Raw genomic sequence first — 13,190 nt, 5'->3', positions numbered from 1 at the left:
CTGTGGACTCATTGAGCACATCGGGAGGGCACGATGGAGCCCAACACCCTGCTCGACGCCGTTCTCGACGAAGCAGGCATCTCCCACGCCGGGCTGGCCGCCCATGTCAACGAGGCGGGGCGCGCCCGGGGCATGACGCTGCGTTACGAACACACGGCCGTCGCCCGCTGGCTGAAGGGGCAGCGGCCCCGCGGCCGGGTGCCGGACCTGATCTGCGAGGTCCTCGGCGAACGGCTGCACCGTGCGGTGACCCTCGACGACATCGGCCTCGGCATCTCCGGCAGCGGTCACGGCCCCGGCACCCCGCTGTCCGGCTTCGTCGACCGGGCCACCGCGCTCTGGCGCTCCGACGAACAGCGGCGCCCGGACGTCGTCGGCGCCCCCGCGGTCACCGGCACCCCCGCCGTGATCCCGGTGTGGGAGTGGGAGAACCCGCCCGAGGACGCCGATGTCTCCCGGCGCGGCCACACCAGCGTCGGCCTCGCCGACATCGACATGCTGCGGGCCGCCCGCGCCCACTACGAGCTGCTCTATCGCAAGGCGGGCGGGGTGGCGACCCGGGCCCGCATCGTCGGCTTCCTCACCTCCGAGACGGCGCCACTGCTGCGCGGCGGCTACACCGACGCCACCGGCCGGCAGCTGCACCGGGCCGCCGGCGGACTGGTCGCCATCGCCGGCATCTGCGCCTACGACTCTGACGCGCACGGCCTGGCGCAGCGCTACTTCCACCAGGCGCTGCGGCTCGCCAAGGCCAGCGGGGACCGCGGGCTCGGCGCCTATGTGATCGCGCTGATCGTCAACCAGTCGCTGTTCCTGGGGGAGCACCGTCAGGCCGTCGCATTCGCGGAGTCCGCGCTGCGCGCCGCGGGCGGCCACATCACCCCGGCGCTGACCGCGGACCTGTACGCGATGCAGGCCAAGGCGTACGCCCGGCTCGGTGACGGCGCCGGAGCGCTGTCCTGCATCCGGAGCGCGGAGTCCGCGGCCGACCGGATCCGCCGGGGCCAGGAGCCCGCCGAGACCGGGTATGTGCAGCCCGGCCTGGTCAACGTCCAGGTGGCGGAGGCGCTGCTGAGCCTGGGCGATCTGGGTGCGGCCCGGGAGCACGCGACCGCCGCGGTCGGCACCCCGGCCCACGACCGGGGGCGGGTCCACCGGCTGGCCATGCTCACCCATATCGAGCTGCGCCAGGGCGATGCCGACCGCGCGGTGGCCACCGCGGTGGAAATGACCGAACAGGCCCGGGGGATGGAGTCCCGGCGGCTGCGGGACCGGCTCCGGGCGGTGCGCACCCACCTCGTCGCCAGCAGGTGCGCGGCCACCGCCGGGGCCGCCGAACTGATCGACAGTGCGCTGCGCGTGCCCCTGTGAGCGCTCGCTCCGCCGCTGAGATGTTGCGACTGTTGCCCTCTACCCGGCGGAAGGTGGCAGTCGCGTGCGATGGAAGAATCTCAGGGAGCAGACCGTGTACGAGAACCGCTGGTTCCGGGTCAATCTCGCCGATGTCGAACTCCCCGACGGCAGACACCTCGACCACTTCGTGATCCGGCTGCGGCCGGTGGCCGCGGCCACCGCGGTCAACGACGCCAACGAGGTGCTGCTGCTGTGGCGGCACCGCTTCATCACCGGCACCTGGGGCTGGGAGCTGGCCGCCGGGGTCGTCGAGGACGGCGAGGACGTCGCGGCCGCGGCGGCCCGGGAGATGGAGGAGGAGACCGGCTGGCGGCCCGGCAGGCTGCGGCACCTGCTGTCCGTCGAGCCGTCCAACGGGCTCACGGACGCCCGGCACCACATCTACTGGTCCGACGAGGCCGCGCACATCGGGCACCCGGAGGACGCCTTCGAGTCGGACAAGCGGGCCTGGGTCCCGCTGAAGCAGGTGCCGGACATGGTGGCGCGGGGTGAGGTCCCGGCGGCGAACATGGCTGCCGCGCTGCTGCTCCTGCACCACATCCGGCTCGGCTGACCGGGCGCCGGGACGGTGCCCCCGGTACCGTCCCGGCGCCCGGTCAGTGGCCGGTGGCCTGCCAGGCCGAGACCGCCAGCGCGCACAGACCGGTCAGCGCGGCGACGGACGGAAGCGGCCAGCGGCTGTGCTCCAATGCGGCCACGCGCACGGTCAGTTCGGCCAGATCGCGATCGGCCTGATCGCTGCGCTGGGCGAGCAGGGCGAGTTGGCCGTCGATACGGGCGAGGCCCACATCGAGGACGCGGCGGAGTTCGGCGAACTCCGCCGCCACCACGGCTTGCTCCGGTTCGGTGGTCATTCCGCTCCTCGGCAGGAGTCGTCTCCACGCGGCCGCACGAAGGGCGCGGCCCGCCTGACAGCCGTACGGTGCGAGTCAACAGCCCTGCCGCGCGCGGCGGGAGCGTGTGCGGGAGACATATGCGGGCACCGGCCGCGCACCCCGTGTGAACCGCGCACCCGCGGCACCGGCGCGCACACCCTGCCGGGCCGCTCGGCGAAGAGGTTGACTGCTTCAACGAGTCCGGGAGCCACTCCGGGACCGGGCCGCGGAACCCCGAGCCCGCAGCCCACCGCCCCGTTCGTACGGTCATGACGAACGGGGCGGCATCCGGGCGGACCGGCGCCGGGCGGACCGGGATGACAGGCGGACCCGGCGGACCCGGCGGACCCGGCGGACCCGGCGGTCCCGGCCAGTGCGGAGACGGCGTCGGATCACCCGTAGAGGGAGAAGCCCGAACCCGACTTGCGCCTCAGCCGGCCCGCGCCCACCATCCCCTGGAGCAACGGGGGAGCGGCGTACAGGGGCTTCTCGTACTTCCCTCAGGGACGATCGGCTGCTTCCAAGCGGTGGTCATTGCCCGGGAACTGAAAGACGACCATGCCGAATCAGCACCCAGCAGAGAGTCCCGAGGCTGATGACGCACAGCACGGTCCGGGCGACGTTCACCGGGCCCCAGACGGTCCTGAACCGCTCCACCACCGACAGGTCGGAGGCTGCGGCCGGGTCGCCGAGCGCGGCCAGTTCGCCGTTGAGGGGGAGGCTGACCGTGACGGTGAGCACCATCATCGCCAGGTAGCACAGCCCGGCCAGCACCAGCGGCAGCACCAGGGGACGGCACCCTCCTCGGTACGCGCGTACGGCCGCCGCGAGCATGCAGGCCGGCGCCGCGAGGAACGCCGTCCCGAACAGCGGGCTGCCGTCGATCACGGCGTTGAAGTGCTGCATGGCCTCGGCATAGGCGACGTCGTCCAGTCGGGTGAGCCCGGGCATGACCGAGATGTCGAACGCGAAGAAGAGGCCGGCCATCAGGCCGGTGAACAGGGCTGAGGCACTCAGTAACAGCGCGGAGGGGCGGTTGCTCAGCCGTGCGGGCCGACCGGCCGGGCCGGCGTGCAGGGGGAATCCGGCGGAGGGGACAGAACTCACGATGCCGTCCTCGGTAGAAGGGTGCCTCCCGCTGTGCGTGAGGGGCCGGGCCGCTCGGGGAGCCGTGGAGCCCATCGCAGCAGGTGGCGCTTCCTGGTGTCCATGTCACGCACGCTCAGGGGGATACGCGAGCGTCACGCTGCCGAGTGGCCTGCCGGAGCCGGCAGGCACACCTCCAGGAAGTCCAGGGCGCGCCGGTGGCAGAGCAGGCGGCAGAGCGTAGGCGGGATCCGGTGGACGGTCAGGGGGACGTGCCCGGCGGGTTCAGGGCACGGAGGCCGCCATGAAGAGAAAGGCGGCGACGGCGCATGCGGTCCGCAGTGCGTGGAAGGTGTTCCACCGCGACTCGAAGGCTTCCCGGGCGGCCCGTTCGCCACCTCGACCGAGAGACGCCTCCAGCGCGTTGTTCAGCGGGATGTTGCCGACAGCGGTGGTCAGGTGCCCGACCAGCGCGCAGCCTGTGGCAGCCAGACGGAGCAACTGCCCCTGACCGTCCTGGCTGTCCGGTGCGGTCAACCATGAGGCCGCGGGAAGGACAACCGACCCGAGGAAGAGCAGCAGGAACAGCGGTCCCGGCACCTTCCGGTTGATCACGGACATGGCCTCGGTGAAACGATCGTCCGGCAGTTCACGAAAGGCCGGCATGACACCTGAGTGAAAGGCGAGCAGGTAGCCGGCGTAGAGCCCGGTACAGGCGAGAGCGCACACGACAAGAACATCGGACATGGCGATCATCATGTCCCGACATCCGCTCCTGCGGAGGCAGCTTTCCGGGCTTGCCGGCCTCGGCCGCTGGAAACCAATCGGGGCAGCGGGGCACGGCAGCCTGGCCGCGGCGGCGGGCCACGGCGAGCCGTGCTGGTCGCCGTACCCCCTGATGCCGCACCGTGGCTGACCAAGGAACTCGCCTCGGCGAGCCTTTGCGTGCTCCGGTGCCGACATGACGTTCACCGGCACGGTGCGGGGACGGGGACAGCACCGTGTCAGTGGGATATCGGCCGGCCCTCCTCGTCCAAGGCAAGCACGCCGGCGCGTGGCCTGTGGTCCGAGCGGTGCTCGACCCGGCTGTGCGCGGAGGCCAGCTGTGGGGACCGCGCGTCTTCGGCCTGCGGGGCGAGCCCCGGCGTGAACCGGTGTGGAACCACCTTGCCGACGCCCCCGTCGCGGCGCGGTTGTGGGACACCAGCTGTGACCTGACCGGCGTCGACCCCGGTGACCTCCCCAGCAGGTGACACGGCGCAGCGTGCGTCGGCTGACGCCGAGGCGTTCGGCGAGCTCGGTCCCGGACCGGTCGCGCGAGGGGACTGCGGCAGGGACAGCAGTTTCAGCAACCGCCCGGAGGCTTCCGGCATGGCAGCAGAGTGGCGCACGTTTAGGAAGGAAACCGACCTAAACGAGCCGTAGCGTCACCGCCATGACGAACACGACCGCTGACTTCCGCCCGTTCCGTGTTGATGTCCCGCAGGACCGGCTCGACGACCTCCGCTCCCGCCTCGCGGCCACCCGCTGGCCGGACGAACTGCCTGGTGTCGGCTGGAGCCGCGGTGTCCCGGTGACCTATCTGAGGGGCCTGGCCGAGTACTGGCTCACCTCTTACGACTGGCGAGCGCAGGAGGCGGCGCTCAACGCGCACCCCCAGTACCTGACCACCGTCGACGGGCAGAACATCCACTTCCTGCACGTACGGTCTCCCGAGCCCGGTGCCACGCCGCTGATGCTGCTGCACGGCTGGCCGGGCTCGGTGGCCGACTTCCTCGACGTCATCGGCCCGCTGTCCGATCCGCGCGCGCACGGCGGTGATCCCCTCGACGCCTTCCACCTGGTCATTCCGTCACTGCCGGGATTCGGCTTCTCCACTCCGCTGGCGGGGCCCGGAATGGACTCGGCGCGCATGGCAGCGGTGTTCACTCAGCTGATGTCCCGTCTCGGCTATACGCACTACGGCGTTCACGGCTACGACACCGGCTCGTGGGTTGCGCCTCGGATGGGCAAGCAGGACCCGGAGCACGTCATGGGCATCCACGTCAACGCCTTGATCACGTTCCCGGTCGGGGCGGAGGGTGAGACGGACGGCCTCACGGAGGCCGAACAGCAACGCTGGCAGGCGATGCAGAACTTCAACGACGGCTATCTGCAGTGCAACTCCAAACGCCCGCAGACCGTGGCCTACGCCCTAACGGACTCCCCGGTAGGTCAACTGGCCTGGATCGTGGAGAAGTTCAAGGAGCTCACCGACCCGGAGGGCGGGCTGCCCGAGGACAGCGTCGACCGGGACCGCATCCTGACCGAGGTCTCGCTGTACTGGCTGACCGGCACCGCCGCCTCAGCCGCCCAGATCTACTACGAGGAGATCTCCGCGCACACTTGGGGTGATGGTGAGGGCGCGGCCGGCGACCCGAGCGCCGGATCCGGCACTGCCCATGGCTCCGAGTGGAGCGACGGACAGGACGACTGGGCCGGCGGTCAGCGCGGGACAGTGCCGACCGCCGTCCTGCTCTCCACCCATGACGTGACCATCCGTCGCTGGGCTGAACGCGACCACAACATCGTGCGTTGGACCGAACTCGACCGTGGCGGCCACTTCCTTGTGATGGAAGCCCCGGACTTGCTCGTCGACGACGTACGCGAGTTCTTCAGCAAGGCGCGCTGACAGGAAGCGGCCCGACCTTCCGCCGGCGGACACCCCGCTCATCGTTGAATGCTTGATCAAAGACTGCTTGATCAAACGGCCGGAGCGAGCACGGGCGGGAATGTCAAAGGCTCCCCTCGGGACGGCCTCTGCAGGCGCCTGCCCCATGCCTCGCAACCGACGTCCTGGTCGTGCTCGGTGTCCCGGTCGACAACGGTCGGGCCTCCATCGACCTCCTGGCGAACACGGAGGAATGGAGAACAGCCCGTGCTCAGCGGGAGGGGAGAGGCGCAGTCACCTCGGGCCTCGGATGCCCCGGAGGATCCAGTGCCTGCACCGCTGTTCCACGACCACGTAGAGCGCCCATGCCAGGCCGAGGGAGACGAGGAAGGCGGCGGTCGTCGCTGCGAGGGCAGGGGCCATGTCCAGGCGGGGGCTGACGGTGAAGAGCTGTTCGCCGGTGCGCATGACCAGGATGTGGATCATGTAGAAGGCGAAGGACCACTCTCCCAGGCGCACCAGACGGGGGTGGCGCCATCGGGACGGCGTGCCGTTGAGGTCGGCGACGGCGGCGGCCGAGATGAGGCAGACCATGCCGATGACCGTGCAGGCGGCGTAGCCGAAGGCGCTGGGGAGGGGCCAGATCAGGATGTAGCCCGTCAGGCCCAAGGCCGCGGAGGTGCCCAGGCCGGGGCCGCGCCAGGCGCCGAGTTGGACCAGGCGGCAGGCGGCGGCTCCCACGACGAATTCGGGGAGGCGTACGAGGGGAAAGTGTGGGCTCCAGCCCAGGGCGAAGGTCAGGTTGACGCATGGGATGAGGATCACCGCCGCGGTGCTGGCCATCGCGAGGGCGGTGAGGGGGCGGGGGCCGAGGCGCCGCAGGAGGGCGAAGATGGCGGGGAAGGCCGCGTAGAAGAACGCCTCGCAGGTCAGCGACCAGCTGACCGGGTTGAGTGCCTGCCACCACTGCTCCTTCCAGGAGCTGACCAGCAGCAGATTCGCCACCGCCTCCGGTATGCCACTGGGCCGCAGTCCGGGCACCAGGGTGAAGGCCAGCGCCAGGGCCGTCGCCGCGGTCGCCAGGTGGACGGGGTAGACGCGGGCGATCCTTCTGCGCCAGAACGTCAGCGCGCGTTCGTTCTCGCGGAACGACCAGGCCAGTACGAAGCCGGAGAGGATGAAGAAGAAGGAGACTCCGACGCCACCGCCGCCGAGTATCCCGCTGAGGACGAGTCCGAAGCCGCCGCCGAAGTAGTCGAAGCTCTTCACATGGAAGATGAAGACGAGGAAGGCGGCGGCCCACCGCATTCCCGTCAGGGACGGCAGCCGGTGACCACCGGCCGTGGCAGGGAGTGTTGTGTGCGGTCGCCCGAGCAGGAGGGGCACCGGAGCACCCTCCGATCGGCGCGGAGTCGGGCGGTCGGGCGGGGCAGTGGGCGTGCGGTCGTGCATCGTTCAACTCCTGTAGCGGGATGCGTGGGTGCGGAGGATCACCTCCGTGAGCGGGCGGCCCATGTGCCCCCTTCGCACAAGGGGCGCGGCGCGACCGCTCCGCCATTCCAGCGGCTGTGCGGTTGTTCAGCAGCCCCTTTCCGAAGCGCCGAACAATCACAAAAGCGCAGGTAGTTGGGGGGAGACAGGGAGCGGGACGACAAAACGGGGACCAGGGGAGGGAGAACGGGTGGGCCGTCGTGAGAGGTCGGTGGACCCGGGCGCGGGTCCGGTTCAGCGCTTCGCCCACGAGCTGCGCAAGCCGCGTCAGGAGGCCGGAGGGCCGACCTACCGGGCGCTGGTGCAGCGGGCGCGGTGATCGGTCACGCCCCTGTCCCAGGCAGCCGGCGAGCGGCCGCCCTCGCTGCCGGTGGCGCCGGCGTACGTCGAGGTCTGCGGCGGGGACCGGAGGAATGGGAGGCGTGCCGGCAGGAGGCGGCCACGGAGGCCGCGGCCGGATGGCGCGTGTCGAAGCTCGGTGTATGACAGCAGGCGCCTCGTGCCCTGGCTGCGGGAACTGGTCGAGCCGAGTTCCTGGCTCGTATCCGCGCGCCCCGAGGGTGGTTGGCGTCGATGAGTACGCGACGCGCAAGGGCAGGAGCTACGGCACGATTCCGGTCGACGTTGAGACCCGTCGACCGGTGGACTTGCTGCCTGACCGGGAGGTGTCGAGCCTGATTCGCCTGGCCGGCAGAGCAGCCGGGAACCGAGGTCGTCTGCCGTGATCGAGCGCCGTTCTTCGCCGACGGGGCACCGCCGGGCCCCGCCGGGCCCTGCAAGCGGTGCAGGTCGCTGACAGGTGGCACCTCTGGCACAACCTCAGCGAAGCCGCTGAAGCGGGCGGTCCCAGGGGCTTTCCGGGGACAGCCCAGGGACTTTCCAGGGATTTCCCGCAGAGTGAACGGGAAGGGATCCGGCAGCTCCGAATCGCGCAAAGCTGCAGGTCAGTCCAGGTTCCCTAGGGTTGACGGCCGTCGCCGGGCCGTGTCCTTGTGCAGTCCACGGTCAGGCGGCGATGCGCGGCCGAGGGCCTGGCGGGCGTCGCGAGAGTCCGCCCGACCAACGGCCCTGTCGCCGGCGCTGCTCCAGGTGAATACGCCCTGGAACAGCGCCAGTTGGTTGCGTTGTCGGACGCGCTAGTACGGGTAGAACCCGGACCCGGACTTCCGGCCCAGCCGCCCCGCGTCCACCATCCGGGCGAGCAGCGGGGGAGCGGCGTACAGGGGCTCCTTGTATTCCTCGTACATCGAGTCCGCGACGGAGGCCACGGTGTCCAGGCCGATCAGGTCGGAGAGCTTCAGCGGGCCCATCGGGTGGGCGCAGCCCATCTCCATGCCGTTGTCGATGTCCTCACGGCTGGCGATGCCCGACTCGAACATCCGGATCGCGGAGAGCAGATACGGGATGAGCAGGGCGTTGACCACGAAGCCCGACCGGTCCTGGGCGCGGATCGCGTGCTTGCCCAGCCCGCCCGTGACGAGCTCCTCGGCCCGCTTGATGGTCTCGTCGCTCGTGGTCAGCGCCGGGATCAGCTCGACCAGCTTCTGCACGGGCGCCGGGTTGAAGAAGTGGATCCCGATGACATGGTCCGGCCGCGAGGTGGCGACGGCCAGCTTCACCAGCGGGATCGAGGAGGTGTTGGAGGCGAGGATCGCGTCCGGGCGGGTCACCACCTGGTCGAGAACCTGGAAGATCTCGGTCTTGACCTGCTCGTTCTCGACGACGGCCTCGATGACCAGGTCCCGGTCGGCGAACTCCCCCAGGTCGGTGGTGAAGCTCAGCCGGTCCAGCGCCGCGTCGCGCTCCTCCTCGGTCATCTTGCCGCGCTCGGCGGCCTTGCCCAGGGAGTTCGTCAAGCGGGTGCGGCCTATCTCCAGGGCTTCGCCCGTGGTCTCGGCGACCATGACGTCCAGTCCCGAGCGGGCGCACACCTCCGCGATGCCTGCGCCCATCTGGCCGCAGCCCACCACTCCGACGCGTTCGATGTCGGTCACATCGTGCCTTTCGCTGTTCTTCTTCGGCCGGCCGGCGTCCCCTGCTCCCGGACCTCGTCACAGGTCCGGGCGCCCGCCTCGGCCTCAGACGTTACTCCGCGCCCTCCTGTGCCGAGTGGGCCGGGGCGGGCATGCTGGGCCCGTACGACGGGACGTACCCATCCACCAGGGGGCGACAAATGCCGCGTATCACCCGAAGAGGGTTCACCGCAGTCTCCGCCGGATCGTTGTCCGCGCTGCTCACCGGGGGCAGCTCCACCGCGTACGCCATCGGTCCCGGTCACCGTCCGCAGCGCCGCACCGGGGCGGCGGGCCGCCCGGGCCGCCAGTTCCGGGGCATGTGGCTGGCGACCGTCGCCAACCGGGACTGGCCGTCCCGGCCGGGTCTGACCGCCGCCCAGCAGCAGGCCGAACTGGCCGGCTACCTGGACGTCGCCGTCCAGCGGCGGCTGAACGCCGTGGTCCTCCAGGTCCGGCCCACCGCGGACGCTCTCTGGCCGTCCCCCTACGAGCCCTGGTCCCAGTACCTCACCGGGCAGCAGGGCCGGGACCCCGGCTGGGACCCGCTGCGCTTCGCCGTGTACGAGGCCCACCGGCGCGGCCTGGAGCTGCACGCCTGGTTCAACCCCTACCGGATCGCCAACCACACCGACCCGACACGGCTCGTCCCCACCCACCCCGCGCGGGTCCACCCGGAGTGGGTCGTGCCCTACGGCGGCAAGCTCTACTACAACCCGGGGCTGCCGCAGGTCCGGCGCTTCGTGCAGGACGCGATGCTGCACGCGGTACGGCACTGCGCCGTCGACGCCGTGCACTGGGACGACTACTTCTACCCGTACCCCGTCGCCGGCCAGGTCTTCGACGACGACGCGGCCTGGGAACGGTACGGCGCGGGCTTCCCCGACCGGGCCGCCTGGCGCCGCCACAACATCGACCGCCTGGTCCTGGAGACCGCCTTACGGATCAAACGGATCAGGCCCCGCACCCGGTTCGGCATCAGCCCCTTCGCGGTCTGGCGCAACCGCGCCACCGACCCGGCCGGATCCGACACCCGGGCCGGGGTGCAGACCTACGACGATCTGTACGCCGACACCCGCCGGTGGGTCCGCGCGGGCTGGATCGACTACGTGGTGCCGCAGGTCTACTGGAACATCGGCTTCGCCGCGGCCGACTACGCGAAGCTCGTGCCCTGGTGGTCGGCGACCGTCGACGGAACCGGAGTGGACCTCTACATCGGCGAGGCCCTCTACAAGGCGGGCGACCCGGCACAGCCCGCGCCCTGGCAGGACCCGGCCGAACTGTCCCGGCACCTCACCTTCGACCGGGACTGGCCGCAGGTGCGCGGCCATGTGTTCTTCTCCGCCAGGGAAGTGGCCGTCGACCGGATCGGGGCGATGGCCCGGGTGGTCGCCGACCACTATCCCGCACCGGGAGGCTCAGCGGCCCGGCTGGGGCGCGCCCTTGTGCCGTACGACCGAGTCGGGGCCGGGGGAGACCAGGCACTCCTTGCCGTCGTCCTGGAAGCGCACCCGGTACGGCGGCTCGCCGTGGTCGCCCAGGACTTCGACGATCTTCGCTTCCCGGTCGTGATGCCCGACGGTCCGGCCGTGCACGACCAGCATGTCGCCTTTCTTGGCTTCCATCTGCGGGACCTCCAGTGCGGGGAGGGGCGCGCCTGCGGGGCGGAATGCTCGGAATGCGGCGCTTCGTGCCGTCAAGTCTACGGGCGGGAGCGCGCCCTGCATCCCTGTGCGGGGAGCATCCCCGTGCGGGCGGGGCCTCCCTGCGCGTGCGGAGTTCAGCTCCTCGCGCGCTGGGTGACCGCGATGCACACCAGCACGGCGAGTGCGGTGAGCAGGGCGGCGGGGGTGAGGTGTTCGCCCAGCAGCAGCACGGCCCAGACCAGGGTGAGCAGGGGCTGGGCCAGCTGCAGCTGACTGGCCCGGGCCACGCCGATCTCGGCCATGCCGCGGTACCAGACCACCAGGCCGAGGAACTGGGAGCCCACGGCGAGCCAGAGCACCCCGGTGACGGCGTGCGCGGTGAGCCGGACGGGCTCCACGGAGACGGCCACCGCCGCGACCGGCGCGGCGAGCGGCAGGCACAGGACGAGGGCCCAGCCGATGACCTGCCACCCCGGGAGGTGCCGGGCCAGCCGGCCGCCCTCGGCGTAGCCCGCCGCGCACACCAGGAGCGCCGCGAAGAGGTAGAGGTCGCCGCTGGTCGGGGTGCCGCCGCTCTGCAGCAGCGCGTACCCGATGACGGCGGCCGCTCCGGCGAGGGCGGCCACCCAGAAGGTGCGGGAGGGGCGCGCGCCGGTGCGCACGGCCGAGCAGGCGGCCGTGGTGAGCGGGAGCAGCCCCACGACGATGGCGGAGTGCGAGGTCGAGGAGGTCTGCAGGGCGAGTGTGGTCAGCAGGGGGAAGCCGATGACGACGCCCGCCGCCATGACGAGCAGCCCGGCCACGTGGCGGCGCTCGGGGAACCGGACGCGGAGCGCGAGGAGGCTGCCGCCCGCGATGAGGGCGGCGAGCGTGATGCGGAGCGTCGTCACGGTCCACGGGCCGAGGCCCTCCAGGGCCCAGGCGGTCGCCGGGAAGGTGAGGGAGAAGGCGGCCACGCCGAGCGCCGCGAGGGCGGTTCCGCTCCCGGCCGCTATCGTCATTGGGGCAGTAGCGCTATCCTGTGCTGTCATGCAAGAGCGTAGCAGTGTGGCCGATCTGGCCAAAAACCTGCGGGACGAGGTCAACCGCTACTCTCCGGGTGAGAAGCTGCCTTCCAGTCGCGCCCTGGTGGACCGGTTCCGGGTGAGCCCGGTGACGGTGGCCCGGGCCCTGGCCGTCCTGGCCGCCGAGGGGCTCGTCGTCACCCGTCCGGGTGCTGGGGCCTTCCGCGCCCGGACGCCCGACCGGCGCCCGCAGCCGGGGGACACCTCCTGGCAGGAGCTCTCGCTGAGCGCCGAATCCGCGGCGGCCTCCGGCGAGCCCGTGCCCCGCGCCGTGGACGCCTCGGGAGTCCTCGCCACCCTCGCGACACCCCCGGCCGGAGCCATCGAGTTCAACAGCGGCTATCTGCACCCCGCGCTGCAGCCGGAGCGCGCGCTGGCCGCCGCCCTGGCCCGGGCCGGCCGCCGCCCCGGGGCGTGGGGCCGCCCGCCGGTGGAGGGGCTGGCCGACCTGCGGGAGTGGTTCGCGCGCGAGATCGGTGGCCCCGGCGGTCCCATCGGTGCCTCGGACGTCCTGGTCACGGCCGGCGGCCAGAGCGCCCTCACCACGGCGCTGCGCGCGCTGGCCCCGCCCGGTGCCCCCGTGCTCGTCGAGTCGCCCACCTACCCCGGGATGCTCGCCGTGGCGCTGGCCTCGGGGCTGCGCCCGGTGCCGGTGCCGGTGGACACCGAGGGGGTGCGGACCGACCTGCTCGCGGAGGCCTTCCGGGCCACCGGCGCCCGGGCCTTCGTCTGCCAGCCGCTCTTCCAGAACCCCACCGGCGCCGTGCTGTCCCCGCCGCGCCGGGCCGAGGTGCTGCGGGTGGCGCGCGAAGCGGGCGCCTTCGTGGTGGAGGACGACTTCGCGCGCCGGCTGGCCCACGAGGACGCCGGACCGCTGCCGCCCCCACTCGCCGCGGAGGACCCGGACGGCGTCGTGGTGCACCTCCGGTCGCTGACCAAGGTGGCCTCACCCA

At 71.7% G+C, this 13,190-nt stretch carries 12 protein-coding genes and 4 pseudogenes; 8 read left to right on the top strand and 8 right to left on the bottom strand.

Annotated elements, in window-relative coordinates; all coding sequences use genetic code 11:
- Positions 1 to 33 precede the first annotated feature (33 nt).
- Together ABT112_RS28880 and ABT112_RS28875 are read left to right on the top strand one after the other, a co-directional pair.
- Positions 34 to 1,371 carry an NsdA family TPR-like regulatory protein gene (locus tag ABT112_RS28880; RefSeq protein ID WP_351514503.1) on the top strand — a complete coding sequence of 446 codons (1,338 nt, stop codon included), beginning with the start codon at positions 34 to 36 and terminating at the stop codon, positions 1,369 to 1,371.
- Between the two features lie 64 nt (positions 1,372 to 1,435).
- Positions 1,436 to 1,966, top strand: coding sequence for an NUDIX domain-containing protein (locus tag ABT112_RS28875; RefSeq protein WP_351514501.1), 531 nt, complete (start codon positions 1,436 to 1,438; stop codon positions 1,964 to 1,966).
- Between the two features lie 43 nt (positions 1,967 to 2,009).
- Here ABT112_RS28875 and ABT112_RS28870 read toward each other — a convergent pair whose 3' ends face one another.
- The 4 genes and pseudogenes from ABT112_RS28870 to ABT112_RS28855 form a co-directional block, all read right to left on the bottom strand.
- On the bottom strand, positions 2,010 to 2,267 hold the full coding sequence (locus ABT112_RS28870; protein ID WP_351514499.1) for a hypothetical protein: 258 nt from the start codon (positions 2,265 to 2,267) through the stop codon (positions 2,010 to 2,012).
- Between the two features lie 413 nt (positions 2,268 to 2,680).
- Positions 2,681 to 2,785 (bottom strand): annotated as a pseudogene (locus ABT112_RS28865) (3-hydroxybutyryl-CoA dehydrogenase); the annotation flags it as partial.
- Between the two features lie 34 nt (positions 2,786 to 2,819).
- Positions 2,820 to 3,395: an anthrone oxygenase family protein gene (locus ABT112_RS28860; protein ID WP_351514497.1), complete on the bottom strand. Its 576-nt coding sequence runs from the start codon at positions 3,393 to 3,395 to the stop codon at positions 2,820 to 2,822.
- 264 nt (positions 3,396 to 3,659) lie between these two features.
- Positions 3,660 to 4,121 carry an anthrone oxygenase family protein gene (locus tag ABT112_RS28855; RefSeq protein WP_351514495.1) on the bottom strand — a complete coding sequence of 154 codons (462 nt, stop codon included), beginning with the start codon at positions 4,119 to 4,121 and terminating at the stop codon, positions 3,660 to 3,662.
- A gap of 275 nt (positions 4,122 to 4,396) precedes the next feature.
- Between ABT112_RS28855 and ABT112_RS28850 the strand changes: the two are divergent.
- Both ABT112_RS28850 and ABT112_RS28840 read left to right on the top strand, forming a co-directional pair.
- Positions 4,397 to 4,627: pseudogene (locus ABT112_RS28850) on the top strand (SDR family NAD(P)-dependent oxidoreductase); the annotation flags it as partial.
- A 182-nt stretch (positions 4,628 to 4,809) separates the two neighbouring features.
- Positions 4,810 to 6,045 (top strand): epoxide hydrolase family protein, encoded by a 1,236-nt coding sequence (locus tag ABT112_RS28840; protein ID WP_351514493.1) that lies wholly within the window; start codon positions 4,810 to 4,812, stop codon positions 6,043 to 6,045.
- Between the two features lie 273 nt (positions 6,046 to 6,318).
- Here ABT112_RS28840 and ABT112_RS28835 read toward each other — a convergent pair whose 3' ends face one another.
- Positions 6,319 to 7,332 (bottom strand): acyltransferase family protein, encoded by a 1,014-nt coding sequence (locus ABT112_RS28835; protein ID WP_351514491.1) that lies wholly within the window; start codon positions 7,330 to 7,332, stop codon positions 6,319 to 6,321.
- Between the two features lie 373 nt (positions 7,333 to 7,705).
- Between ABT112_RS28835 and ABT112_RS35460 the strand changes: the two genes are divergently transcribed.
- Together ABT112_RS35460 and ABT112_RS35455 are read left to right on the top strand one after the other, a co-directional pair.
- Positions 7,706 to 7,834 (top strand): hypothetical protein, encoded by a 129-nt coding sequence (locus ABT112_RS35460; protein ID WP_502975477.1) that lies wholly within the window; start codon positions 7,706 to 7,708, stop codon positions 7,832 to 7,834.
- A gap of 139 nt (positions 7,835 to 7,973) precedes the next feature.
- Positions 7,974 to 8,351: pseudogene (locus tag ABT112_RS35455) on the top strand (ISL3 family transposase); the annotation flags it as partial.
- Positions 8,352 to 8,651: 300 nt separating this feature from the next.
- On the opposite strand, the gene ABT112_RS28825 reads toward ABT112_RS35455, so the two are convergent.
- Positions 8,652 to 9,509 (bottom strand): 3-hydroxybutyryl-CoA dehydrogenase, encoded by an 858-nt coding sequence (locus tag ABT112_RS28825; protein ID WP_351514489.1) that lies wholly within the window; start codon positions 9,507 to 9,509, stop codon positions 8,652 to 8,654.
- Between the two features lie 179 nt (positions 9,510 to 9,688).
- Between ABT112_RS28825 and ABT112_RS28820 the strand changes: the two are divergent.
- Positions 9,689 to 10,933, top strand: a pseudogene (locus ABT112_RS28820) (glycoside hydrolase family 10-like protein); the annotation flags it as partial.
- Between the two features lie 12 nt (positions 10,934 to 10,945).
- Here the strand turns inward: ABT112_RS28820 and ABT112_RS28815 are convergent.
- On the bottom strand, positions 10,946 to 11,152 hold the full coding sequence (locus ABT112_RS28815; protein WP_351514542.1) for a DUF1918 domain-containing protein: 207 nt from the start codon (positions 11,150 to 11,152) through the stop codon (positions 10,946 to 10,948).
- 155 nt (positions 11,153 to 11,307) lie between these two features.
- A complete protein-coding gene (locus ABT112_RS28810) occupies positions 11,308 to 12,204 on the bottom strand; it encodes a DMT family transporter (RefSeq protein WP_351514487.1) in 897 nt (298 codons plus the stop codon).
- Here ABT112_RS28810 and ABT112_RS28805 point away from each other — a divergent pair.
- A partial coding sequence (locus ABT112_RS28805) for an aminotransferase-like domain-containing protein (RefSeq protein ID WP_351514485.1) occupies positions 12,203 to 13,190 on the top strand: 988 nt, incomplete at its 3' end. The genes ABT112_RS28810 and ABT112_RS28805 overlap by 2 nt on opposite strands.

Source organism: Streptomyces sp. NPDC002055, from assembly GCF_040296705.1.
Taxonomy (GTDB): domain Bacteria; phylum Actinomycetota; class Actinomycetes; order Streptomycetales; family Streptomycetaceae; genus Streptomyces.
This window is presented reverse-complemented; position numbering and strand designations above follow the sequence as displayed.

Coding starts and splice junctions, on each gene's coding strand:
- ABT112_RS28810 (WP_351514487.1), bottom strand. CDS start 12,204: ATGACAGCACAGGATAGCGCTACTGCCCCAATGACGATAGCGGCCGGG.
- ABT112_RS28835 (WP_351514491.1), bottom strand. CDS start 7,332: ATGCGGTGGGCCGCCGCCTTCCTCGTCTTCATCTTCCATGTGAAGAGC.
- ABT112_RS28855 (WP_351514495.1), bottom strand. CDS start 4,121: ATGTCCGATGTTCTTGTCGTGTGCGCTCTCGCCTGTACCGGGCTCTAC.
- ABT112_RS28880 (WP_351514503.1), top strand. CDS start 34: ATGGAGCCCAACACCCTGCTCGACGCCGTTCTCGACGAAGCAGGCATC.
- ABT112_RS28815 (WP_351514542.1), bottom strand. CDS start 11,152: ATGGAAGCCAAGAAAGGCGACATGCTGGTCGTGCACGGCCGGACCGTC.
- ABT112_RS28840 (WP_351514493.1), top strand. CDS start 4,810: ATGACGAACACGACCGCTGACTTCCGCCCGTTCCGTGTTGATGTCCCG.
- ABT112_RS28870 (WP_351514499.1), bottom strand. CDS start 2,267: ATGACCACCGAACCGGAGCAAGCCGTGGTGGCGGCGGAGTTCGCCGAA.